We start from the raw sequence: 23,157 nt of genomic DNA on the forward strand, positions 1-23,157 counted from the left end.
CGGTAATAATTTCAATGACATTTAACATCAGTTGCTCAATTGGTAAACTAAAACATCCTTCAAAATGATAGCTGGCATAGCCCCATTCACTTTCATTATTTCCCCAGCTATCCACTTTACCATTGTGAAATTTAGACACAAGCAGAAAAACCAGCAAATAAAAAACTCCTTTTTAATTCTTCATACTTTGTGCGTTCATAATTTTTATTTTTCATCATCATTTCCTTGTATTTTCAGGCTGCCTTTCAGTACACGACAATTTTTCCAATCACAAATCATGTAGGGTGCGCCGTGCGCACCAAATGACTGAATAATTTAAATATTGTGGTGGATTTGGTGCGCACGGTGCACCCTACTGTTATTTTTGTCGTGTACTGAAAGGCTGCCTGAAAAGCCAAAAAACCCTTTCAGGCAGCCTGAAAATCATCAAATCAAATTACAACAATACTTTCTCTACCCCCCCATTTTGCGCTTTTTCCACAAAATCCGCCTGCCAATTGTCGCCCAAAATTTTCTTCGCCATTTCAATCACAATATAATCCGCAGGTAAATTATTGTCGTCTTCATAGCGGCTCAAACCTTGCAAACACGCAGGGCAGGAAGTCAGCATTTTCACAGGCTCGCCTTGTGGCAAAGCAGCCAGATTTTTCTCAATTTCTTCCTGTTTGCGGAATTTCACTTGCGTGGCGATGTCGGGGCGTTTCACCGCAAACATGCCGCTTTCGCCACAACAACGGTCGCTGTTCACCACTTTTTGCCCCATTAATTCGCTGGCGAGTTTTGCTCCGTCCATGCTCTTAATCGGCGTGTGGCAAGGGTTATGGTACAAATATTGCTGCCCTTGCACCCCGTCCAGCTTAATCCCTTTTTCCAACAAAAATTCATGAATATCAACAATGCGACTATTCGGGAAAATGTCTTCAAAACGATAATCCGCCAACGCGTCATAACACGTTCCGCAGCTCACCACTACTGTTTTAATATCCAAATAATTCAAAGTGTTCGCCATGCGATGAAACAAGACACGGTTTTCTGTAACCATCTGATTGGCTTTGGCTTTGTCGCCGCCCGCATTTTGCGGATAGCCACAACACAAATAGCCCGGTGGCAGCACAGTTTGCACGCCCGCGTGATACAACATCGCCTGTGTCGCCAAACCCACTTGGCTAAACAATTTTTCCGAACCGCAGCCAGGGAAATAAAACACCACTTCCGCTTCTTCGCCCAAACTCGGATTGCGAATAATCGGAATGGTTTTATTGTCTTCAATCCCCAGCAAAGAACGCGCGGTTTTCAATGGCACATTGCGCGGCAGGGGGCGATTGATAAAATGGATAACTTGTTCTTTAATTGGTGATTTTTGCGTGGTCGCTTTCGGGGCGCGTTTTTGTTTGCCCGCGCCAATGTGAAATTGTTTGCTTAAATCGTAGCCAATATTTTGCAATTTGAAACCCGCACCGACCACGCCCATACGCAAGGCATTGACCGCCGTTGGGTTTTTCGCGTTCAAAAACGCCATGCCTGCCGCCACCGTAGGATTGAATTTGCTTTTGCCTGATTTTAAAAGGAAATGACGAATGTCCACCGTTACATCGCCAAAATCAATTTTCACAGGACATGGTTTCACGCAACGATGACACACCGTGCAATGGTCGCCAATATTGCCCAATTCATGAAAATGTTTCAGCGACACGCCGCGCCGCGTTTGCTCTTCGTACAAAAATGCTTCGGCAAGCAAACCCACGCCCAAAATTTTATTTCTGGGCGAATACAATAAGTTAGCACGCGGAACGTGGGTGGAGCAAACGGGTTTACATTTGCCGCAACGCAAACAATCTTTCACCGCATGGGTAATTTTGCCCAACGCCGATTGTTCCATAATCAGGCTTTCAAAACCCAATAATTCAAACGATGGCGTGTAGGCATGGCGCAAATCCGAGCCTTTCATTAATTTGCCGCGGTTGAAATAGCCTTTTGGGTCAATGCTTTGCTTGTAATCCCAAAATGCTTGCATTTCTTCATCGTGCATAAATTCCAGTTTGGTAATGCCAATGCCGTGTTCGCCCGAAATCACACCGTTCAGGCTGCGTGCAATATTCATAATCCGCGCAACGGCTTGATGTGCTGTTTGCAACATTTCGTAATCATCTGAATTCACAGGGATATTGGTGTGAACATTGCCATCGCCCGCGTGCATGTGCAGCGCAACAAATACACGAGAACGCACAATTTTGCTGTGGATTTTGCCCAAACCTGCCATGATTTTCGCGTCCGCATTGCCGCTGAAAATTTCGGCGAGCGGTTTCATCACATCTTCTTTGATGGAGACACGCAGCCTGAAATCACGGAATGCAATAAAACTGCTTTCATTCGTAACGGCTTCTTTTGCCACCACAATTTTGTCGCCATAACGCGCCAAATAATCCGCCAACGGCGTATCCAAATTGTCCAACAGCCATTGCCAACGCGCGCGCACTTCATTGACAAATTTCAAAGCGTATTCGGCGCGGTCGCCCAATAATTCACTTTTGGGCAATTCACTGTCAAATTGCTCCACAGGCAGGCTGCCTGAAAGATAATTCGCCAACGCGTCGCACAATTTCAATTTGTTTTGAATGGACAATTCAATATTAATCCGCTCAATGCCATCGGAATATTCGCCCAAACGCTCCAAAGGAATCACCACGTCTTCATTGATTTTAAAGGCGTTGGTGTGGCGGGCGATGGCGGCAGTGCGGCTGCGGTCTAACCAGAATGTTTTGCGCTGTTCGGGGGAAATGGCGATAAAGCCTTCGCCATCACGCGCTTGTGCCAATGAGACAATGTGCGCCGACGCTTCGTTTACCGCGTGTTCATCGTCCGACACAATATCGGCAATCAGCACCATTTTCGGGCGACCTTTGCCCGCCGCTTTGGTGGCGTAACCCACCGCGCGGACGTATCGCCAATCCAAATGTTCCAAACCTGCTAATCTCACCGAATCATGCGCCAACATATAATCCCGAATTTCCACAATAGACGGCGTGGCGTTGGCGACCGTGCCGAAAAATTCCAAGCAAATGGTGCGCGTGTGGGCAGGCATTTTGTGCAACACAAATGCCACGCTGGTGATAATGCCGTCTGTGCCTTCTTTTTGTACACCTGGTAAGCCGCTCAAAAATTTGTCGGTAACGTCTTTGCCCAAACCGACTTTGCGGAATTTGTTGCCTGCAATTTCCAAACGCTTGGTTTTGGCGATGGTTTTGCCGTCTTCTTTGAGTGTGTGGACGTCAAAAATGGCGGTTTCTTCATCGTGGATTTTGCCGAAATTGTGGCGCACGCGTTCAATCAACAGCCATTCGCCTTGCGGATTGACCATTTTCCAATACGCCAAATTGTCCAAAGCCGTGCCCCACAACACGGCTTTTTTACCGCCTGCGTTCATGGCGACATTGCCGCCCACGCAGGACGCGTCTGCGGAAGTCGGGTCAACGGCAAACACGAGTTTGGCGGAGGACGCGGTTTCTTCCACGCGCCGCGTTACCACGCCTGCACCGCAATGGATAATCGGGTGTTTGCCCTCCAAACCAGCGAGTTCCACATATTGCACACCATTGTGGCGGTCTAATTTTTCGGTGTTAATCACGGCGGACATTTCGTCCAAAGGCACGGCACCGCCTGTGTAACCTGTGCCACCGCCGCGTGGAATAATCGTCAATTCCAGCTCAATCAGGGCACGAACCAAAGGCGCGATTTCTTCTTCGGTGTCGGGATTAATCACGACAAAGGGGTATTCCACGCGCCAGTCGGTCGCGTCGGTAACGTGAACCACACGCGCCAAGCCGTCAAACATAATATTGTGTTTTTTGGTGATTTTGGACAGGCGCGACAAGATTTGTTCACGTTTGAGTTTGGTGGCGGCAAAGCTGCGTTCAAATTTATTGACTGCGCTTTCGGCAGCCTGAACCAGTTTCAGCACATCGGAATTGTCATCGCGGCGTTTGTTGATTTCATCAAGGCGATGGCGCATAGCTTGAACCAAAGCGGTTTGGCGTTTGGGGTGTTCCAATAAATCGTCCACCAAATACGGGTTGCGCATGACCGCCCAAATATCGCCCAACACTTCAAACAGCATACGGGCAGAACGACCTGTTTTGCGTTGTTGGCGCAGGGTTTCCAGAATTTGCCAAGCGTGTTCGCCCAGCAAACGGCTCACAATTTCCTTGTCGGAATAGGACGTGTAGTTATAGGGAATTTCGCGGATACGCGGCGCAAGTTCTGCATGTGTGGTAGCGGTCATGGTTCTTTATCCGTTATTATTGAATGGAAACGAGATTGTAAGGGATTTTTGCTTTTCAGGCAGCCTGAAAAATGGTGTTGGATAAGATGAAAAAAATTCACGCTTGTATCCATCAAAACTTTAGGCAGCCTGAAACCCCATTTTCGCGTTAAAATCTTTTTTCTTCATTTTTTAATTTTCAGGCTGCCTGAACCCTATTTATCATGCAAAAACATTTCCAAAAAGCATTAGATTCCATACAAAACAGCATTTTATATATTGTTGCCACGCCCATTGGTAATTTGGCAGACATTACGCTACGCGCCCTTGCCGTGTTGCAAACCGCCGATATGGTGTGCGCGGAAGACACGCGCGTGTCGGCGCAATTGTTGGCGGCATACGGCATTCAGGCGAAATTGCTTTCCGTGCGCGAACACAATGAGCAGCAAATGGCAGACAAAATCATCGCCGCACTTGCCGAAGGTAAACGCGTGGCGCAAATTTCAGACGCTGGCACGCCCGCCGTCTGCGACCCTGGCGCGAAATTGGTGGCGCGGGTGCGCGAAGCAGGTTTTGCGGTGGTGCCTGTGGTGGGGGCGAGCGCGGTGATGGGTGCGTTGAGCGTGGCGGGGGTGTCGGAGCCGCATTTTTATTTTCATGGCTTTTTGCCGCCCAAATCGGGCGAGCGCGTGAAATTATTGGAACAATGGCAAAATGCAAATTACCCCATCATCGCTTTTGAAACACCGCACCGAATCGCAGCAACATTGGACGATATGAACCAGATTTTTCCCAATAGAACCATTATGTTGGCAAGAGAAATCACGAAAACATTTGAAACTTTTTTGGTGGGAACGGTCAGCGAATTGCGCGAACAATTAGCCGCCGACAGCAATCAATCGCGTGGCGAAATGGTGTTGGTGATACACGCGAATGTGGTAGAAAAATCGGACACGCTGCCTGAAACGGCGCAAAATGTGATGAAAATCTTGTCCGCCGAATTGCCCACCAAACAAGCAGCAGAATTAGCCGCCAAAATCACAGGGGAAAGTAAAAAGGCTTTGTATGATTTGGCAATTTCTTGGAAAAAATAGCTTTCAGGCTGCCTTTCAGTACACGACAAAAATAACAGTAGGGTGCGCCGTGCGCACCAAATCCATCACAATATTTAAATTATTCAGTTATTTGGTGTGCAGGGCGCACCCTACATGATTTGTGATTGGCAAAATTGTCGGGTAATGAAAGGCAGCCTGAAAAGGTTTTACAAAGGTTTCAGATTGCCAAACGGTTTTTTTTTTCATACACTTGCCAATCAATTCCACAGTTCAGATAGTGAATAACAAGATGATACATGCTCACGCCCTACAAATCATCGGCAGCCGCGAGTCGCAACAAGACAGCGTTGGCAATCTCAATCTGCCCAATCATCGTCAATTATTTGTGTTGGCAGATGGCATGGGCGGACATCAAGGCGGCGAAATCGCCAGCCAAACCATTATACAAACCTTTCTCGCCTATTTCAGCCACCCGATTGAAGATGAATCCGCCAGCGAAGCACTGCACACCGCGCTCCTACGCAGCAATTCGGCTTTGCAGCAAATCATCACGCAACAGCCCGAATTAACAGGCATGGGTTCAACCCTGCTGGCTGTGTTGATAAATGATTTAACTGGGCAATTTGATTACATTAGCGTGGGCGATTCCCCCTTGTATCATCACAACGCAACAGGCAGCCTGAAACGCATTAATGCCAATCATTCCTTTGCCAACGATTTGGCGAATATGGTCAATGCAGGCGTTATCAGCACAGAAGAAGCGCAAACCCACCCTCAACGCCACGCCATCACCAGCGCCGTAACAGGCAGCCAAATTGCCAAAATTGACCAAAATTCAGGCAGCCTGCAACACGGAGAACGCTTATTGCTTGCCAGCGATGGCGTACACACTTTGTCCGACACGCAGATTGGTGAACTGATGGTAAACGCGCCCGTGTCCACCAGCACCGCCGCCTTGCTGCACGCGGTGCAAGCGCAACAATTGCCCCATCAAGACAACACCAGCGTGATTTTACTGGAATACGCCGACCATGCCGCCGCACCGCAAGGCATTCACAAAATTGAATCCCCCGCCACGATTGCCGAACCGTCTGATTTCAGGCAGCCTGAAATTGAATCGCCTGCCACGATTGCCGAATTGTCTGATTTCAGGCAGCCTGAAAAGGTGGTGCGCCATTCATCGTCTATCAAATGGCTGGTGTTGGGGCTGTTTTTGGCGGCGATGGTGGTGAGTGTGGGGGCGATACGGCTCTTGTCTGCCGATGAACGCAAACCCCATATTGAACATCTACCATCTGCACCGCCAGCCGCCGCCAGTCAAGCGAGTGAGCCGATACCTGTGGTTCAGGCTGCCAGCAGCGCGAGTGCGCTGTAAATTCATCATCACATTCATCATTAATTTTTTGGGGACGGATAAATTCAATTATCCGTCCCCAAAGATTTACATCATTTGCCCATCATCTTCTACCGTAATCGGTATTTTTTGAAAATACAATAAATCATGCGTTTGGCGATTGCTGACCAAATCTGCCAAAGTAAACCCGTCCAAATACGTCAAAAACGCTTTCATGCCTCCGTGCAACACATTCGCCAAACGGCAATTGGGTGTCAGAATGCACTCATTGTGTTCGCCAAAACATTCCACCACCGTCAATGGTTCCATGTGTCGCACCACCGCGCCCACCGAAATGCTGTTTGCCGCGCGTGCCAAACGTAAGCCGCCGCCTTTGCCACGAATGCTGTGCAAAAAACCACCCTTAACCAATGCCGTTACCACTTTCATCAGATGGCTTTTGGAAATATTGTAAGTATCTGCAATGGTTGAAATATTGACCAAATTGTCGTCATTTACGGCGGCATAAATCAAGACACGCAGCGCGTAATCGGTTTGTTGGGTTAAATACATGGTTGCGATTTGTCCTTTAAAGTTGCATAATTTATGCACATTATACGCCTAAACATTTTCCTAAAACTTTCACTCAAATCAAACAAAATTCACAGGAAATCCGATTCATGAAACCACTCAAACGCCACCCTGAATTGATACATTTGTCCCAAGAACATCATCATTCACTTTCCCTGTGTGCTCGTATTCTGCGCGACCCTACGCAAAATTATCAAGCAGAAATTAGCGCACATTATATTGATTTAGAAAAACATTTGCTAGCAGAAGAAACGCAATTTGCCCCACTTTGGCATACTTTACCTGATTCCAGTTTACGCGCCCGTTTTGAAGCGGAACACGCCGAATTGCGCCGTTTGTTTCAGGCTGCCGAATTTGATAATGCAGACTGGAATCGCGCTTTTGCCACTTTGTTGCGCGACCATGCGCGATTTGAAGAACGGGAATTGTTTGAAGCATTGGCGCAATATGCCTTGCCTAAATTTCAGGCAGCCTGATAAAAAATAATTTTATTTAAGGAACTCAAAATGTTACAAAAAATAATGAATCACCCCATTTGGGCGATGGCATTTCGTCCCTTTTATTTGCTGGCGGCGGCTTATGGGGTAATTTCTATTTTATTATGGGGATTTGGTTACACAGGCACCAGCGCATTGCCTGCGCAATATTGGCACGCACATGAGATGATTTGGGGTTATTCGGGTGCGGTGGTGGTGGCATTTTTGCTGACGGCGGTGGCGACTTGGACGGGGCAACCGCCTGTGCGTGGCAAATTTTTAATGGTGTTGGTGGGATTGTGGTTATTGGCGCGTTTGACGATTTTTTTCGGCACAGCCATTAATGTGAGTTATATTGCAGGTACGCTATTTTATTGGTTGGCGGCGGTGGGGATGGGTATTTCGGTGGTAAAAAGTCAAAATTCGCGCAATTATATTGCCGTGTTTGCCCTGTTTATATTTGGTTTAACGCATGCTGTGTTTCATGCGTATTTAGAGCCGTTTCACCCCATTGAATTACATAATGGTTTGTTGGCTGGTTTGGTGATGGTGTCGGGATTTATTGGTTTAATTGGCAACCGAATTATTCCTTTTTTTACCGCACGCAGATTGAATGTGGAACAGGTAGCCACACCGATGTGGGCGATGTTGGCGGCTTTGGTATTGCCGATGATGATGGCGACTTTGTTGATGTTTCAGGCTGCCTTGTGGTTGGCGGGGGTATTAGGCTTGGTTGGGGGCGTATTGGGTTTAGTACAATCAGTGCGTTGGTTTCACAAAGGGGTGTTGCCTGAAAGCATGTTGTGGATTTTACACGCAGGTTATGCGGCGGCGAGTTTGGGTTTGCTGGTGTTGGGCGTGGCGCAATTTTCGGGAGGATACAATCAGTTAGCCAGTTTAGGGGTGCATTTGATTGCGGTGGGCGGCATTGGTTTGCTGACCATCGGCATGATGACGCGCACCGCGCTGGGACACACCGCTCGCCCACTTTATCCAGCCCCCAAGGGTTTAACGCTAGCCTTTTGGTTGATGGTAGCGGCAACTGTGTTACGTAGCGTATCGGCATTATTGATGACGGTAAATGCGACCGCTTATGTGCATTCTTATCGCACGGCGGCGGTGTTGTTTGCAGCGAGTTTGCTGATTTTTTTCTGGCGATACGCGCCTTGGCTCACCCAGCCGCGTTTAGATGGGAAACAGGGTTGATGAAATAAGGGGTAATCTGTTTTCAGGCTGCCTATTTCAAATGTTAAAATGACGTAAAAACCACCTTTCAGGCAGCCTGAAAGCGTGGTTTTGCGTTAAAATACGCCCCATTTTATTTACCCGAGTTTACCTAAAATGACAAGCGAAACCGAAGAATGGGTCAGCAAAACCGCCAAAAAAAAACAAATGGACGAATTACAAGATTTGGGCATGGCATTGACCAAATTGTCCAACGAAACCCTGAAAAAAATCGGGCTGCCTGAAGATTTACACCAAGCCATCAAAGATTACAAAAAAATCACGTCCAACAGCGCAACCAAACGCCAAGCTCAATACATCGGGCGACTTATGCGCGATATTGACCCCACCCCCATCCGTGAATACCTAGCCAAATTAAGTGTTGATAATCAAGCACATAACGCCTTTTTGCAACGCGTAGAACAAATGCGTACTCGCCTGATTGAACACGATGACGCGCTCACCCAATTCATCGCCCAGTATCCCCATGCCGATGTGTCTGCGCTGCGTACGCTGGTTCGCAACGCCCGCAAAGAACAAGCGGAAAACAAACCACCCAAAAATTTCCGCGCCCTGTATCAGGAACTGAAAAATACCATGCAAACCCCCGATACACCCAACGATGAAATAGAGACAGAAACATGAAACACGAACCACATACCGAGCCACAATACCTTGAATTTATTAAACAAGTAGTAGATACCGCCACCGTCTATACCCTGCAAGACCACGAAGACTACTATGCCGAATGCCCATCAGAAACCTATAACAACGATTTGGGCGAACCCGAAGCCGTGTATTGTTTTTGGCACAGCAAAGCCGCCGCCCAAGCCTGCCAACAAGATGAATGGGCAAATTACGAGTTAATTGAAATTCATCTTGCTGATTTTATGTATGAAAATCTGATTGAGATGGACAAAGACCAAAATCTCGTTGGCGTGTCGTTTGACGCAGAATTGTATGGCACAGAAATTGAACCCATTGAATTATTAGCCGATTTATTGGACGAAATCAAACGGCGTGGTTTGGTGGAAGAGTTTGAAGAATTTGAAGAGCTGCAAAATTACCGTGAACAATGGGAACAAATCGCGTGGCAACAGCAAATTATTCATTGATTTAATAAACTTTTGGGGTGGATAATGGTTCATTGTCCGCCCCAAATTTTCAGGCTGCCTTTTATTTTTACCAACACCTGAAATGTAGGGTGCGTACCACGCACCAAATCATTCAAACCATTTGATATTTTGTCGTATATTGCAGGCAGCCTGAAAATTTTTTTATTTGTAAAATAAAGATGTTACACAAAATCTACAATTTTGCATGGCACATCGCCCCACCGATTATCAAACATTATCTCCGCAAACGCGCCCAAAAAAATCCTGAATATTCAAACCATTGGGGAGAGCGTTTTGGTGAGCCGCACCCGAATCCCGTACAAAGAGCGATTTGGTTGCACGCCGTTTCTGTGGGCGAAACCCGCGCCGCCCAACCCCTAATTACTCAATTAAAACAACACTTTCCCAATGCCCCCATTTTGCTCACGCAAATGACCCCCACAGGTAGAGCCACCGCGCAAACCTTGTTTCCCGAAGCGCAATGCCGCTATTTGCCTTACGATAATCCGCAATGGGTTCAACAGTTTATCCGTGAACACCGTCCCATTTTTGGCGTGTTGATGGAAACGGAAATTTGGGCAAATCTGATTCAGGAATGTAAACGGGAAAATGTACCGCTTTTTTTGGCAAATGCGCGACTGTCGGAAAAATCGCAGCAAGGTTATCAGAAAATTCAATCGTTTATCGCGCCAGCTTTGGGCAAATTATCGGGCTGTTACGCGCAGACGGCTGAAGATGCGGCACGTTTACAGACCATTGGCGCGGTGCCACCTGTGGTGTGTGGCAATACGAAATACGATATTGCCATTCCCGAGCAATCCATTGAATTGGCAACACAATTTCGGGAAAAAATCGGCAAGCGGCGCGTGTTTTTGGCGGCGAGTTTGCGCGAAAAAAATGGGGTAGATGAAGCGGAATTGATTTTGCGTGCGTGGCAATATTTCAGGCAGCCTGAAGATTTGTTGATTTTGGTGCCGCGCCACCCCGAGCGTTTTCAGGCTGCCTGTGATTTGGTACAACAATTTGATTTAACAATACAAAAACGCAGCGACAATCAAGCGGTGCAGCCTGAAACGGCGGTTTGGGTGGGCGACAGCATGGGTGAGATGTGGGCGTATTATCAGGTGGCTGACGTGGTGTTTGTGGGCGGCAGTTTGGTGGACACGGGTTGCCAAAACATCATAGAACCAATGACTTGTGGCAAACCTGTGTTGTTTGGGCAATCGGTTTACAATTTTCAGGCTGCCTGTGATGGCGCGTTGCGGTTTGGCGCGGCGAAACAAATTGCTGATGTAAACGAATTATTGCAGACGGTTAGGCAATGGCTTGATAATCCTGAAGATTATGCGGCAATCACGACACAAGCGCGGCAATTTGTGGCGCAACATCAGGGCGCGAGTGCGCGAATTGCCCAGCAAATCATTGACAAATTAAAGGCAAGTTAATGTTAAAATAAGGCGTTTTTATTTTCAGGCTGCCTGAACATTTTATTCCATCTTTTCATTATTTTTATAAAGATTAAATTATGCTGACTTTTCAAGAGATTATTTTTAAATTACAAACTTATTGGGCGGCGCAAGGTTGCGCGATTATTCAACCGTTTGATATGGAAGTGGGTGCGGGCACTTCGCACCCGTCCACTTGTTTACGCGCATTGGGACCCGAGCCTTGGAATGTGGCGTATGTTCAACCCAGCCGCCGCCCGAAAGACGGTCGTTATGGCGACAACCCCAACCGTTTGCAGCATTATTATCAATTCCAAGTGGCGTTGAAACCCGCACCCGATGACATTCAAGATTTGTATTTGGGCAGCCTGAAAGAACTGGGCATAGACCCCACCGTTCACGACATTCGTTTTGTGGAAGACGATTGGGAAAACCCGACTTTGGGCGCATGGGGTTTGGGTTGGGAAGTGTGGCTCAATGGCATGGAAGTAACCCAGTTTACCTATTTTCAACAAGTGGGCGGCATTGATTGTGCACCTGTGTTGGGCGAGATTACTTACGGCATTGAACGCTTGGCGATGTATTTGCAAGGCGTTGAAAATGTGTATGATTTGGTGTGGACAAAAACGCCACAAGGCACGAATTTGACTTATGGCGATGTTTATCATCAAAACGAAGTGGAGCAGTCCACCTACAATTTTGAATATTCGGACGCGGAATGGCTGTTACGCCAATTCAATGATTATGAAACGCAAGCCAAACGCCTTTTAGAACAAGAAGATGCACAACTTGCTTTGCCAGCGTATGAATTGGTGTTGAAAGCAGGGCATACGTTCAATTTGCTGGACGCGCGTGGTGCGATTTCCGTAACCGAGCGCGCGACCTACATTGGGCGCATTCGTGCCTTGAGCCGCATTGTGGCACAGAAATTTGTGGCAAGCCGCGAGGCTTTGGATTTTCCGTTGTTGAAACAGTAAGTTGTGTTTTTCAGGCTGCCAGTTATGGGAATTTGGCTTTCAGGCAGCCTGAAAATGATTTTTAGGAAATAAAATGAACAAAAAACCACGCATTAAAATCCAACATTTTGGTGCAATCCAACAAACCAATCCCGACAATGACGGCTGGCTGGACATTGACAAAGTAACCGTGTTTATTGGCGACCAAGGGTCGGGCAAAAGCACGGTTGCCAAGCTGATTTCCACGTTTATGTGGATAGAAAAAGCGTTGGTGCGTGGCGATTTGGACGCGAAAACTTTGCAGCGCAAGGGCAAATTCAATCAGTTTTTGAAATATCATCGTTTGGAAAATTATGTTCACAAAAACAGTTATATAGAATACGATGGCTTGGCTAAAAATATTACCTTTGAAAACAATCAATTAAAAATTAAAAATAATTTCGCTCACGAGCAGAATTATGTTTTGCCACAAATCATGTATGTGCCAGCCGAACGCAATTTCATTTCTTATGTGAAAAATCCGCGTGAATTGAAAATTGCATCAGAAAGTTTGCAAGAATTTATTACCGAGTTCAATAATGCAAAAAACAATTTAAAACAATCTTTTAAATTGCCGATTGATGATGTTTCGGTGGAATACGACCGCCTGAACGATAAACTCAATTTAAAAGGCGCAGATTACAAAATTCAGTTGAGTGATGGCGCAAGCGGTTTTCAGTCTGCTGTGCCTTTGTTGCTGGTGTCGGATTATTTGGCAAAATCAGTCGTTAATCCAAACACAAACAGCACACCTATGTCGGAAAAAGAACGTGAAAATTTTTCCAAAGAAATGAAACAGATATTGGAAAATACGGATTTTTCTGATGAGCAAAGACGTTTGGCGATTTCGCTGTTATCCGCAAAATTCAATAAAAAAGCCTTTATCAATATTGTGGAAGAACCAGAACAGAATTTGTTTCCCAATTCGCAATGGGAGATTTTGAAAGAGTTGTTAAAATTTAATGATTTGGCGACATTTAATCAATTATTGATAACAACCCATAGTCCCTATATCATCAATTATTTAAGTATTTGTGTTAAAGCCATGCAGGTTAAGGAAGAAGTAACAGAAACTGCTTACAATAATTTGCAAGATGAAATTCATTCAATGCTTGAACATGAAAGACTTCTACCAGCAGAAATACCAACCGATGAAGATTTAGAAGAGCAAATTGGTTTAGAAATCAATAAAATTGTCCCTGCTGCGTGTTGGTTAAATAATCATGAATTGTCTATTTATCAACTAAAAGATGGTATTGTAACCTTGCTGCCTGAAATTTATGGCATTCCGTCTGATGACAACTATTTAAACAATATGTTGGCACAAAGCAATGAAATGATTGATAAATTATTGGAAATTGAAGATGAATACGCCAATCGTGAATTTCTTTGATTTATCAAGCAATAATGGCGAGCCACTTCGTACCGACACCCAATTTGGCTTGTGCGATGATGACAATAATTTGCCAGCCTATTCGGATAACAGGCAGCCTGAAAAATGGATTGCCACCGTTCAAAATCCGAATGGTTTGGGTGTACAATTCTATGCCATTGATAAACGGATAAAAATCATCATTAACGGCAATGAACAGAGCTTGTGCGATGGTATGTTGATTTTTCAAGAAAAACTGTATCTGGTTGAATTAAAAGTTCAACGTATTGGATGGATTAACCATGCCATTAGCCAATTACGCAACACGATTGATTTATTGAAACAATATCATGCTCCCGAATTGACACAATTCAAAAGCAAAAAAGCCTATGCGTGTAACCGAAAACACCCCAATTTTGCCTATTCACACGCAGCAACCATGAGCCGTTTTTATCAAGAAACGGGTTTCCGATTGGATATTCAAGCAACCATTCACATTAATATAAAACGAAAGAAAACAATGTCTTCCCAAACCCTTTTAATTGAACTTCTCACCGAAGAACTCCCCCCCAAAGCCCTGAACAACTTGGGCAATCACTTCGCGCAAGCCATTGCCGAAGGTTTGGAAAAAGCCCAACTGATTGATGGTGCATTGAGTTTTACCGCCTATGCCTCGCCCAGACGTTTGGCGGTGGCGGTGCAAAACGTCAAAGCCGTGCAAGCCGACCAGCAAATCGTCAAAAAAGGCGTGTCGGTGGCGGTGGGCATGAAAGACGGTGTGCCAAGCAAGGCTTTGGAAGGCTTTGCGCGTTCGTGTGGCGTGGAAATCGGCAGCCTGAAAATCATCAATGACGGCAAACAAGATGTGTACGCGCATGAATTTACCCAATCGGGTCAAACACTTGCTGTTTTACTGGGCGACATCGTTCAGGCAGCCGTGAAAAAATTGCCCATTCCCAAAGTCATGCGTTGGGGCAGCAGCACCCACACCTTTGTGCGTCCTGTTCACGGCTTGATGGCTTTGCATGGCAACCAAATTGTGCCGATTAACGTGCTGGGCTTGGACAGCAGCAATCAAACTTTGGGACACCGTTTCTTGTCGCAAGGCGAAATCGTGTTCGCACAAGCCGATGATTATGCAACACAATTAGCCGAACAAGGCAAAGTCATCGCCCAATTTGCCGAACGCAAAAACCACATTAAAACCGAATTGGACAAAATCGCAGGCAGCCTGAACGCCACCGTTGCCGCCGATGAAAGTCTGTTGGACGAAGTAACCGCTTTGGTGGAATATCCCGTTGTTTTACAAGCCAGTTTTGATGAAAAATTCTTGGCGGTGCCACAAGAATGCCTGATTTTGACCATGCAGCAAAATCAAAAATATTTCCCACTTTTGGACAAAAACGGCAAATTGATGAACCAATTTTTGCTGGTATCCAATTTACAAACGGCTGATTCTTCACACATTATTCACGGCAATGAACGTGTTTTACGCGCACGTTTGTCGGACGCGGAATTTTTCTACAAGCAAGACCAAAAAGCGGATTTGGCAAGCCGCTTGCCCAAATTGGCGAATGTGGTTTACCACAACAAAATCGGTTCGCAAGCACAACGTGTTGAAAGATTGCAAAAAATTGCGGTTTACATTGCAGGCTGCCTGAATGCCGATAAAACGGTGGCGGAACGTGCCGCAATGCTGGCAAAAGCCGATTTGCTGACGGAAATGGTGGGCGAATTCCCTGAATTACAAGGGGTTATGGGCAAATATTACGCGCAACTTGATGGCGAAACGCCCGAAATCGCGCAAGCCATTGAGCAGCATTATTATCCGCGTTTTGCGGGCGACACGCTGCCTGAAAGCCCCATCGCCACAGCCGTTGCGCTGGCGGACAAGCTGGAAACGCTGGTCGGCATTTGGGGCATTGGCTTGATTCCAACGGGCGACAAAGACCCCTACGCGCTGCGCCGTTCCGCTTTGGGCGTGTTGCGCATGCTGATGAATTATCCTTTGTCTATCAAAGATTTATTGGGTTTTGTGGCGGCACAATTTCCTGCCAATTTGCTGGCTGAAAACACGGTGGCAGAAGTGGCGGATTTCATGCAAGCGCGTTTGGCGGTGTTGCTGCAAAATGATTTCGCGCAAGACGTGGTGGCGGCTGTGTTGGCGCAACGCCCCGACCGTTTGGACGATTTGTTGGCAAAATTGCAAGCGGTTCAAGCATTTAAACAATTGCCCGAAGCCAGCGCATTGGCAGCCGCCAACAAGCGCGTACAAAATCTGTTGAAAAAAGCCGATGGCGATTTGGGCGAAGTGCGTGCCGATTTGTTGGCGCAAGACGAGGAAAAAGCCTTGTTCCAAGCGGTGCAAAATTTGCAACCGATTGTGCAAAAATCGGTGGAAAATCAAGATTTTGTGGCGGCTTTAACCGAATTGGCAAAAATCAAACCGCAAGTGGACGCATTTTTTGATGGCGTGATGGTGATGGCTGATGATGTGGCCGTGAAACAAAATCGCTTGAATTTATTGAATTTATTGGCGAATTTGATGAATGGTGTGGCGGATATTTCGGCATTGAGCGAGTAAAAAATTTCAGGCAGCCTGAAACCTTTGCCAAATTCCTAAAATTTAACATCTAAAAATTTTACTTATTTGAATTTTAAGAAATTTATTTTTTAAAAAGTTCAAAAATGGGGTTCGCAAAGGTTTTAGCCTGAAATAGTGTTTGGTATACACATTTATTCTATGCAAGTTATTTATTTTTATGATTTTTATTTTTCGCATTTAATAAATGTTATGTTATACTGCAATTTAAGTATATCAGAATAGACTACTGTATTGTGTCGTTGTCATGATTTAAATACTCAAAAAATATTAATAAAATAAGTCTTGAATAAATTATGGTAGAATTTATTGAGTAATCAATTTAAAAAAGAGATTTTATAATGTTAGATAAAAAAATCATTGTTGCACTATTTGGTCATAAGAAAAATCAGGTCATGAACTTTGATTTTAGCCAAATTAAATCAATCTTGATTCGCCCAATTGGTCATGCGCTTGGCGATGCATGTGCTCATTCTGCCTATGCAGCCCAAATCAAGGCAGTTTATCCAAACTGCAAAGTTGGGGTTTTGGCAATTGAGCGAAATAAAGCAATTTATCAATTATCACCTGCGATTGATGAAATATTAGAAGATAATATTTTATCCTATTTAATAAATAGAAAAAAATGGCAAATATTTCTTGATTGTTATGAGACGTTCACTAGCAAACTGATTATTGGAAATGCTTTGCTTCATTCCAATATCACGATGATTTTTAAAAAGCATGATAAAAAATATTATTCTATGCAGAATGTTAAAAACTATGACTATTGTGCTCATCTAACAGAAGATTGTCATATATTGGATCGTTTGCAGCAAACTAAATTGGCAGAAGCGAAGCCATTGCCTCCCGCTTATTTCCAGCTTAGTTTTCCCCAAGAGTTAGAAGAAATTTCGTCTTTATGGAATAACGGTAAAGTGCGAATTTTATTAGCACCACAGGGAAGTTATGAAAAACGGCTGATTCCTGCAATAGAATTGGCACAGCTTTTAAATTCAGTTAATAAGAAAAATATAATTAATTGTCAATTTATACTGTCTAGAACCCAGAATAGTCTCAATTACTATGAACAATTAAAGGCTTTGTGTGATGAAGATATTGATTTAACTCTTTCTCCACAAACTAATTTAAATGAATATTTAGCACTTGTTGCCTCAACTAATATTGCAATATGTATAGATAGCGGTACAGTACATTTAGCTTGTGCTTTTAATATTCCCTTATTGGCATTTTTTGCTAATTTACCCAGTAATCTGGCATTGTGGTATCCACGCCCAAACCAAGATGTTCCACATTTAACGGTCATTGCGGATACTGAAATAACTAAAGATACCTATAACTTTCCATTAAATAATGCAATTATTTGGTTGAATGAACAAATACAGATACAAATGGGAAAATAAATATAGTCGCAGAACTGAAAAAGCATTACGGCGTTGCCAACCCGCTTATGTACTATGTGTACATGGCGGTCGCTGTCGCCTTGTCCTGATTTAAATTGAATTCACTATATTAAATATTCAGGCAGCCTGAAAATTATTTTTCAGGCTGCCTAATTTATTTTTAATTAATTTTTATGCGCCAACGCCGCTTTCACAAAGGCTTCAAACAATTTATGCCCACGGCGCGGATTAGACGTAAACTCTGGGTGGAATTGACACGCAAAAAACCAAGGATGTTCTGAAATTTCAATGGTTTCCACCAAACGCTCACGACCAGCCGACACCCCACCAATCGTCAATCCAGCCGCTTCCAATTGCGCCACATAATGATTGTTCACTTCATAGCGATGGCGATGGCGTTCACGCACCGTGTTGGCACCGTAAATTTTCGCCGCCAAACTATTTGGTTTCAATTCCACTTCTTGTGCGCCCAAACGCATGGTGCCGCCCAAATCGGCGTGTTCATCACGGGTTTCCATACTGCCGTCTGCCGTTTGCCATTCGTCAATCAGGGCAATCACGGGGTGTTTCGCCGCAGGGTCAAATTCGGTAGAAGTCGCGCCGTCCAAGCCTGCCATATTTCGCGCATATTCAATCAGCGCAATTTGCATGCCCAAGCAAATCCCCAAATACGGCACTTTGTGTTCACGCGCAAAACGCGCCGCCGCGATTTTGCCTTCCACGCCACGCGAACCAAATCCGCCTGGGACGAGAATCGCGTCAAAGTTTTTCAGGCTGCCTGTACCGTCTTTCTCCAGACTTTCGCTGTCAATATAAGTAATGTTTACATCGGTTTGCGTGTGAATGCCTGCGTGTTTCAAGGCTTCAGTAAGCGATTTGTAGGATTCGGTTAAATCCACATATTTGCCCACCATCGCAATATTTACTTTGTGTTGTGGATTGTTGATGGCGTGGACAATTTTTTTCCATTCGGTTAAATCAGCTTCTTGCACATTCAATTGCAATTGTTCGCAAATGATTTTGTCAATGCCTTGATTGTGCAGCATTTCGGGGATTTCATAAATGCTGCCTGCGTCATAACTGCCGACTACGGCGCGCTCTTCCACATTGCAGAATAGGGCGATTTTGCGGCGTTCATCGTCAGGTAATAATCTGTCCATGCGGCAAATCAAAATATCGGGCTGCAAACCAATGCTCAACATTTCTTTAACGGTGTGTTGGGTGGGTTTGGTTTTGATTTCGCCAGCCGCCGCGATGTATGGCACATAGCTCAAATGCACAAACAGCGTATTAGTGCGCCCCAATTGTGAACGCATTTGGCGAATCGCTTCCAAAAATGGCAAAGATTCAATATCGCCGACCGTGCCACCAATTTCCACAATTGCCACATCTTTACCCGTTGCGCCATCGTGAATGCGGCGTTTGATTTCATCGGTGATGTGCGGAATGACTTGCACCGTGCCGCCCAAATAATCGCCGCGCCGCTCTTTGGCAATCACGTTTTCATAAACTTGCCCTGCGGAAAAGCTGTTTTTGCGCGTCATGGTGGCGTTGATGAAACGCTCGTAGTGTCCCAAATCCAAATCGGTTTCCGCGCCGTCATCGGTAACAAACACTTCGCCGTGTTGAAATGGACTCATGGTACCAGGGTCCACGTTGATGTAGGGGTCAAGTTTCAACATGGTTACGTTTAAACCACGCGATTCCAAGATGGTCGCAATAGAAGCGGCGGCAATGCCTTTACCAAGTGATGAGACAACGCCGCCAGTTACGAAAATAAATTTTGTCATGATTGTATTACCTGAATTGGAATGTGTGATTTTAACGCAAATTTGGGTAAAGAAAAAGTTTTCAGGCTGCCTTTGATGTGTTGTAAATTTGCTTCAGATGAAATGCACGAATACCTTGGCAGAATAAAGAAATGTGTATCAGCAAAATAAATTACCACAATCAAATTTACGAATACCTAAAAAACTTTGATAAATACGCTAAAAAAGTATGATATTGTTAAATCATGTAACAGCTTGTAAGTTTGTTACATTTTATTTTCTTTTTTAGGAGTGATTTATCATGCAAGAAATCATCAGTACACTCAATGGCTGGATTTGGAGTTCCGCCTTGATTTACCTGTGTTTGGGTGCGGGTTTGTTTTTCTCAATTATCACGCGGTTTATGCAGGTGCGGCATTTTGGCGAAATGCTGCGTTTGTTGTTCAAACCCAACACCAGCCCAGAAGGGATTAGCTCGTTTCAGGCTTTGGCGGTGGCGTTGTCGGGGCGTGTGGGCATGGGCAATATTGCGGGTGTGGCGGCGGCGATTGGTTTTGGTGGACCAGGTGCGGTGTTTTGGATGTGGGTGGTGGCGTTTTTGGGCGCGAGTACCGCTTATGTAGAATCCACTTTGGCGCAAATTTACAAAGAAAACGATAATGGGCAATATCGCGGCGGCCCTGCTTACTACTTTGAAAAATTTTTCAAAGGCGGCGTGGGTAAAATTTACGGTGCGATTTTTGCGATTGCGGCGGTGGTGGCGTGTGGTTTGTTCTTACCTGGTGTGCAAGCGAATGGTGTGGCAAACGCGGTGGTGATGATTGTCGGCAATGGCGATATGGTGCAAACTTCTTTTGGCGAAGTGGGCATGAATAAATTGATTGCCTTGTTGTTTATTTTGATTGTATTGGGTTTGATTATTTTCGGTGGCATTAAGCGCATTGCGAATGTAACGGAAATTATTGTACCGTTTATGGCTTTGGGCTATATTTTGATGGCTTTGTTGATTATTTTCATGAATATTGACAAATTGCCTGTTGTGTTTGGCATGATTATCAGCGACGCGTTTACGGCGCAAGCGGGTTTTGGTGCGGCAATTGGTTGGGGTGTGAAACGCGGTGTTTATTCTAACGAAGCAGGTCAAGGTACAGGTCCACACCCTGCGGCGGCGGCGGAAGTGGAACACCCAGCGCAACAAGGTTTTGTGCAAGCCTTTTCGGTGTATGTGGACACTTTGTTTGTTTGCTCGGCAACGGCTTTCATGATTTTGATTACAGGGCAATACAATATTCAAGGCACTTTGGAAAAAGGTCAATTCTTGGTGCAAAATGTGGCGGCTGCTACTGAAATCAATGGTCCTGCGTTTACGCAAATGGCGGTTTCCAGCGTGTTTGGTTCGTTTGGTAATGTGTTTACGGGCGTTTCCATTTTCTTCTTTGCGTTTACCACAATTTTGGCGTACTACTACATCGCCGAAACCAATATGGCTTACTTGACACGCAGAATGAAAGACAATACTTGGTTTATTGTATTGGTTAAAGTTTTGTTGATGTCGGCTGTGGCGTATGGTGCGGTAAACAGCGCGGGTTATATTTGGGATATTGGCGATGTGGGCGTGGGCTTGATGGCTTGGTTGAACATTGTCGGCATTATCATCATTTTCTTGAAGAGCAAACCGACCATTAGCGCATTGAAAGATTACGAAGAGCAGAAAAAAGCGGGTGTGAAACATTATACGTTTGACCCGAAAAAATGCGGCGTAGAAGGCGCAACTTTCTGGGAAGAGCGTTTGCGTAAACAGCAAAATCAGCAAGATTAATTTGATTTAATTATTTCAGGCAGCCTGAATTGCCGTCCGCTAGGACTTTTCAGGCTGCCTTTCTTGATTTTGCTAGGGGCTAATGATAATTTGGGCGCGAGCTTGGTTTTGCAGATAAATTCGTTCAATTCAAGGCGAAAATGCGAACCAATGCGTTCCATTGGCGAGTATTTTCAATGCAGAATGGGACGAATTTAGCGCAAAATCCAACCGCGAACAAATTGTCATTAGCCCCTACGCCGATTTCCAAAATGAACTCATGGAAAATCCCGAAAAAGGCGATTTAATTCAAGGTACAGGCGGATTGAGAAAAATCCGTGTTGCCGACCCCAAATGTCAAAAAGGCAAGCGTGGTGGTTCACGGGTGATTTATTATTGGCATTTAAATCAAGCTCAATTTGTTTTGTTTACCGTTTATGGCAAAAATCAACAGGACGATTTAAACCATGAACAACGCCTGTTGGCGCAACTTCTTCAAGTAATCAAGGACAATCAACCATGACTGAACGCAATATTTTTAATGAATTGGTGGAAGGTTTGGAAACGCTCCGCCAATAACAAGAGGACAAAATTACCCTGAAAACCGTTACGGTAGAAAAACCTGACCCTGTGGTCATCAGCCCCGATGAAATTCGCGCCATTAGGGAGCAGTTGAATTTATCGCAAGCGGTGTTTGCACAAAAATTACGTATGTCTGTGCGGACGTATCAGGGTTGGGAACAGGGTAAAACACGCCCAAATTCGCAGGCTGCTTTGTTGCTGAAAATGGTAGCTCAATCGCCGCAAACTTTTCACAATATTGCCGCCATTTAATTCCCCGATAAATGAAAAATACTTCAAGGCAGCCTGAAATTATTTTCAGGCTGCCTGAATCATTTAATCTTGATTTAAATGTTGATTTAATTCTTTATTTCTGTAACGTTTGATGCGTTCTTTGCGTTCGTATTCTTCTTTTTCTTCATCGTTGCTAAATTCATACCAATTGATGTTTCTCGTGCAATACATCACGCCAAACAAAGTGGCAAACAGCAAACACGAACCCACCACCAAATTGTATTGCTGCATACTCAACAGCACAAACATGGTCGCATACGCCAACACCAACAAAGCCACTGTCAAATACACCCCTTTGCTGTTTGCCAACACATAATGCAAATACCACCACAGCAAAAGAATACACGCCGCCGCGCCACACACATACGCCATCACAAAACCAATGTGTTCCGCAAACGACAACAACAGCAAATAAAACATAGACAAAGCCGCCCCCACCAATAAATATTGAATCGGGTGTATGCGCCAATCTTGCAAAATTTCACTCAAAAAGAACACAGAAAACACCAGCAAAACCAAAATCATGCCGTATTTCATGCTGCGGATAATCATGCGATAATCCATATCGCTTAATAAGGGGCTGGAATGATATTCCAATCTTTGCTCCGCCAAGCCATTGATAAACATCAAGACAATTGCAAACACCACGCACAAAGATAAAATGTGCCATAATTTTTTCGTCATTTTGAAAAACTCCGTTTTGGGTTGAGAATATGGTTTCAGATAGCCTTTCAGTACACGACAATTTTTTGAAATAACCACAAACCTGTCCCCTCCCCCGTCTCCAACGGGGGAGGGCTAGGGTGGGGGAAAATTTGTGGAATAAATTAATTGTCTTGAAAATCAACGAACCCCCACCCTAACCC

The 23,157-nt window shown here is 44.9% G+C and carries 19 protein-coding genes; 14 read left to right on the forward strand and 5 right to left on the reverse strand.

The window, feature by feature from the left end:
* Positions 1-436 precede the first annotated feature (436 nt).
* On the reverse strand, positions 437-4,279 hold the full coding sequence (locus tag Q338_RS06920; protein WP_034293471.1) for a DUF3683 domain-containing protein: 3,843 nt from the start codon (positions 4,277-4,279) through the stop codon (positions 437-439).
* A gap of 203 nt (positions 4,280-4,482) precedes the next feature.
* Between Q338_RS06920 and rsmI the strand changes: the two genes are divergently transcribed.
* Together rsmI and Q338_RS06930 are read left to right on the forward strand one after the other, a co-directional pair.
* Positions 4,483-5,352, forward strand: a complete 870-nt coding sequence (rsmI, locus tag Q338_RS06925) for a 16S rRNA (cytidine(1402)-2'-O)-methyltransferase (RefSeq protein ID WP_034293473.1) — start codon at positions 4,483-4,485, stop codon at positions 5,350-5,352.
* A gap of 250 nt (positions 5,353-5,602) precedes the next feature.
* A complete protein-coding gene (locus tag Q338_RS06930; protein WP_051968530.1) occupies positions 5,603-6,688 on the forward strand; it encodes a PP2C family protein-serine/threonine phosphatase in 1,086 nt (361 codons plus the stop codon).
* A 66-nt stretch (positions 6,689-6,754) separates the two neighbouring features.
* On the opposite strand, the gene Q338_RS06935 is transcribed toward Q338_RS06930, so the two are convergent.
* On the reverse strand, positions 6,755-7,219 hold the full coding sequence (locus Q338_RS06935) for an RrF2 family transcriptional regulator (protein ID WP_034293476.1): 465 nt from the start codon (positions 7,217-7,219) through the stop codon (positions 6,755-6,757).
* Between the two features lie 107 nt (positions 7,220-7,326).
* Between Q338_RS06935 and Q338_RS06940 the strand changes: the two genes are divergently transcribed.
* The 9 genes from Q338_RS06940 (at position 7,327) to Q338_RS06980 (ending at position 17,869) form a co-directional block, all read left to right on the forward strand.
* A complete protein-coding gene (locus Q338_RS06940; RefSeq protein WP_034293479.1) occupies positions 7,327-7,713 on the forward strand; it encodes a hemerythrin domain-containing protein in 387 nt (128 codons plus the stop codon).
* Between the two features lie 30 nt (positions 7,714-7,743).
* Complete coding sequence (locus Q338_RS06945; protein ID WP_051968531.1) at positions 7,744-8,919, forward strand: NnrS family protein; 1,176 nt, start codon at positions 7,744-7,746, stop codon at positions 8,917-8,919.
* Between the two features lie 135 nt (positions 8,920-9,054).
* Positions 9,055-9,582 carry a ribosome biogenesis factor YjgA gene (yjgA, locus tag Q338_RS06950; protein ID WP_034293482.1) on the forward strand — a complete coding sequence of 176 codons (528 nt, stop codon included), beginning with the start codon at positions 9,055-9,057 and terminating at the stop codon, positions 9,580-9,582.
* Positions 9,579-10,052: a DUF2750 domain-containing protein gene (locus tag Q338_RS06955; RefSeq protein WP_034293486.1), complete on the forward strand. Its 474-nt coding sequence runs from the start codon at positions 9,579-9,581 to the stop codon at positions 10,050-10,052. Before yjgA ends, Q338_RS06955 begins: the two co-directional genes overlap by 4 nt.
* 179 nt (positions 10,053-10,231) lie before the next feature.
* Positions 10,232-11,497, forward strand: a complete 1,266-nt coding sequence (gene waaA, locus Q338_RS06960; protein WP_034293489.1) for a lipid IV(A) 3-deoxy-D-manno-octulosonic acid transferase — start codon at positions 10,232-10,234, stop codon at positions 11,495-11,497.
* Between the two features lie 80 nt (positions 11,498-11,577).
* Positions 11,578-12,474 (forward strand): glycine--tRNA ligase subunit alpha, encoded by an 897-nt coding sequence (gene glyQ / locus Q338_RS06965; protein WP_034293491.1) that lies wholly within the window; start codon positions 11,578-11,580, stop codon positions 12,472-12,474.
* Positions 12,475-12,547: 73 nt separating this feature from the next.
* Positions 12,548-13,885 carry an AAA family ATPase gene (locus Q338_RS06970; RefSeq protein ID WP_034293494.1) on the forward strand — a complete coding sequence of 446 codons (1,338 nt, stop codon included), beginning with the start codon at positions 12,548-12,550 and terminating at the stop codon, positions 13,883-13,885.
* 499 nt (positions 13,886-14,384) lie between these two features.
* Positions 14,385-16,448, forward strand: coding sequence for a glycine--tRNA ligase subunit beta (glyS, locus tag Q338_RS06975; RefSeq protein WP_034293508.1), 2,064 nt, complete (start codon positions 14,385-14,387; stop codon positions 16,446-16,448).
* Between the two features lie 359 nt (positions 16,449-16,807).
* The gene (locus Q338_RS06980) at positions 16,808-17,869 is read left to right on the forward strand and encodes a glycosyltransferase family 9 protein (protein WP_034293497.1); all 1,062 of its coding nucleotides are present in this window, start codon (positions 16,808-16,810) and stop codon (positions 17,867-17,869) included.
* A gap of 164 nt (positions 17,870-18,033) precedes the next feature.
* On the opposite strand, the gene Q338_RS06985 is transcribed toward Q338_RS06980, so the two are convergent.
* Positions 18,034-19,659: a CTP synthase gene (locus Q338_RS06985; RefSeq protein ID WP_034293498.1), complete on the reverse strand. Its 1,626-nt coding sequence runs from the start codon at positions 19,657-19,659 to the stop codon at positions 18,034-18,036.
* A 280-nt stretch (positions 19,660-19,939) separates the two neighbouring features.
* Here Q338_RS06985 and Q338_RS06990 point away from each other — a divergent pair, with 280 nt between their 5' ends.
* Complete coding sequence (locus Q338_RS06990) at positions 19,940-21,457, forward strand: alanine/glycine:cation symporter family protein (RefSeq protein ID WP_034293500.1); 1,518 nt, start codon at positions 19,940-19,942, stop codon at positions 21,455-21,457.
* On the opposite strand, the gene Q338_RS14470 is transcribed toward Q338_RS06990, so the two are convergent.
* Positions 21,454-21,618, reverse strand: coding sequence for a hypothetical protein (locus Q338_RS14470; protein WP_156961051.1), 165 nt, complete (start codon positions 21,616-21,618; stop codon positions 21,454-21,456). The genes Q338_RS06990 and Q338_RS14470 overlap by 4 nt on opposite strands.
* Between Q338_RS14470 and Q338_RS15175 the strand changes: the two genes are divergently transcribed.
* Both Q338_RS15175 and Q338_RS15180 read left to right on the forward strand, forming a co-directional pair.
* A complete protein-coding gene (locus Q338_RS15175) occupies positions 21,618-21,959 on the forward strand; it encodes a type II toxin-antitoxin system RelE/ParE family toxin (protein WP_034293502.1) in 342 nt (113 codons plus the stop codon). The two genes, Q338_RS14470 and Q338_RS15175, sit on opposite strands and share 1 nt — an antisense overlap.
* A 107-nt stretch (positions 21,960-22,066) precedes the next feature.
* Positions 22,067-22,270 (forward strand): helix-turn-helix domain-containing protein, encoded by a 204-nt coding sequence (locus Q338_RS15180; RefSeq protein ID WP_244773558.1) that lies wholly within the window; start codon positions 22,067-22,069, stop codon positions 22,268-22,270.
* Between the two features lie 63 nt (positions 22,271-22,333).
* On the opposite strand, the gene Q338_RS07005 is transcribed toward Q338_RS15180, so the two are convergent.
* Complete coding sequence (locus Q338_RS07005) at positions 22,334-22,975, reverse strand: inner membrane CreD family protein (protein WP_051968533.1); 642 nt, start codon at positions 22,973-22,975, stop codon at positions 22,334-22,336.
* Between the last annotated feature and the right edge of the window lie 182 nt (positions 22,976-23,157).

Origin of the sequence: Alysiella crassa DSM 2578, assembly GCF_000745955.1 — a bacterium.
In the GTDB taxonomy this organism is placed as follows: domain Bacteria; phylum Pseudomonadota; class Gammaproteobacteria; order Burkholderiales; family Neisseriaceae; genus Simonsiella; species Simonsiella crassa.

What these genes read in the sequence shown, in the direction of transcription:
- Q338_RS06970 (WP_034293494.1), top strand. Translation starts at nt 12,548, where the DNA reads ATGAACAAAAAACCACGCATTAAAATCCAACATTTTGGTGCAATCCAA.
- Q338_RS06980 (WP_034293497.1), top strand. Translation starts at nt 16,808, where the DNA reads ATGTTAGATAAAAAAATCATTGTTGCACTATTTGGTCATAAGAAAAAT.
- Q338_RS06930 (WP_051968530.1), top strand. Translation starts at nt 5,603, where the DNA reads ATGATACATGCTCACGCCCTACAAATCATCGGCAGCCGCGAGTCGCAA.
- Q338_RS07005 (WP_051968533.1), bottom strand. Translation starts at nt 22,975, where the DNA reads ATGACGAAAAAATTATGGCACATTTTATCTTTGTGCGTGGTGTTTGCA.
- glyS (WP_034293508.1), top strand. Translation starts at nt 14,385, where the DNA reads ATGTCTTCCCAAACCCTTTTAATTGAACTTCTCACCGAAGAACTCCCC.
- Q338_RS14470 (WP_156961051.1), bottom strand. Translation starts at nt 21,618, where the DNA reads ATGGAACGCATTGGTTCGCATTTTCGCCTTGAATTGAACGAATTTATC.
- Q338_RS06940 (WP_034293479.1), top strand. Translation starts at nt 7,327, where the DNA reads ATGAAACCACTCAAACGCCACCCTGAATTGATACATTTGTCCCAAGAA.
- Q338_RS06935 (WP_034293476.1), bottom strand. Translation starts at nt 7,219, where the DNA reads ATGTATTTAACCCAACAAACCGATTACGCGCTGCGTGTCTTGATTTAT.
- Q338_RS06990 (WP_034293500.1), top strand. Translation starts at nt 19,940, where the DNA reads ATGCAAGAAATCATCAGTACACTCAATGGCTGGATTTGGAGTTCCGCC.
- Q338_RS06920 (WP_034293471.1), bottom strand. Translation starts at nt 4,279, where the DNA reads ATGACCGCTACCACACATGCAGAACTTGCGCCGCGTATCCGCGAAATT.
- Q338_RS06955 (WP_034293486.1), top strand. Translation starts at nt 9,579, where the DNA reads ATGAAACACGAACCACATACCGAGCCACAATACCTTGAATTTATTAAA.
- waaA (WP_034293489.1), top strand. Translation starts at nt 10,232, where the DNA reads ATGTTACACAAAATCTACAATTTTGCATGGCACATCGCCCCACCGATT.
- Q338_RS06945 (WP_051968531.1), top strand. Translation starts at nt 7,744, where the DNA reads ATGTTACAAAAAATAATGAATCACCCCATTTGGGCGATGGCATTTCGT.
- rsmI (WP_034293473.1), top strand. Translation starts at nt 4,483, where the DNA reads ATGCAAAAACATTTCCAAAAAGCATTAGATTCCATACAAAACAGCATT.
- glyQ (WP_034293491.1), top strand. Translation starts at nt 11,578, where the DNA reads ATGCTGACTTTTCAAGAGATTATTTTTAAATTACAAACTTATTGGGCG.
- yjgA (WP_034293482.1), top strand. Translation starts at nt 9,055, where the DNA reads ATGACAAGCGAAACCGAAGAATGGGTCAGCAAAACCGCCAAAAAAAAA.
- Q338_RS06985 (WP_034293498.1), bottom strand. Translation starts at nt 19,659, where the DNA reads ATGACAAAATTTATTTTCGTAACTGGCGGCGTTGTCTCATCACTTGGT.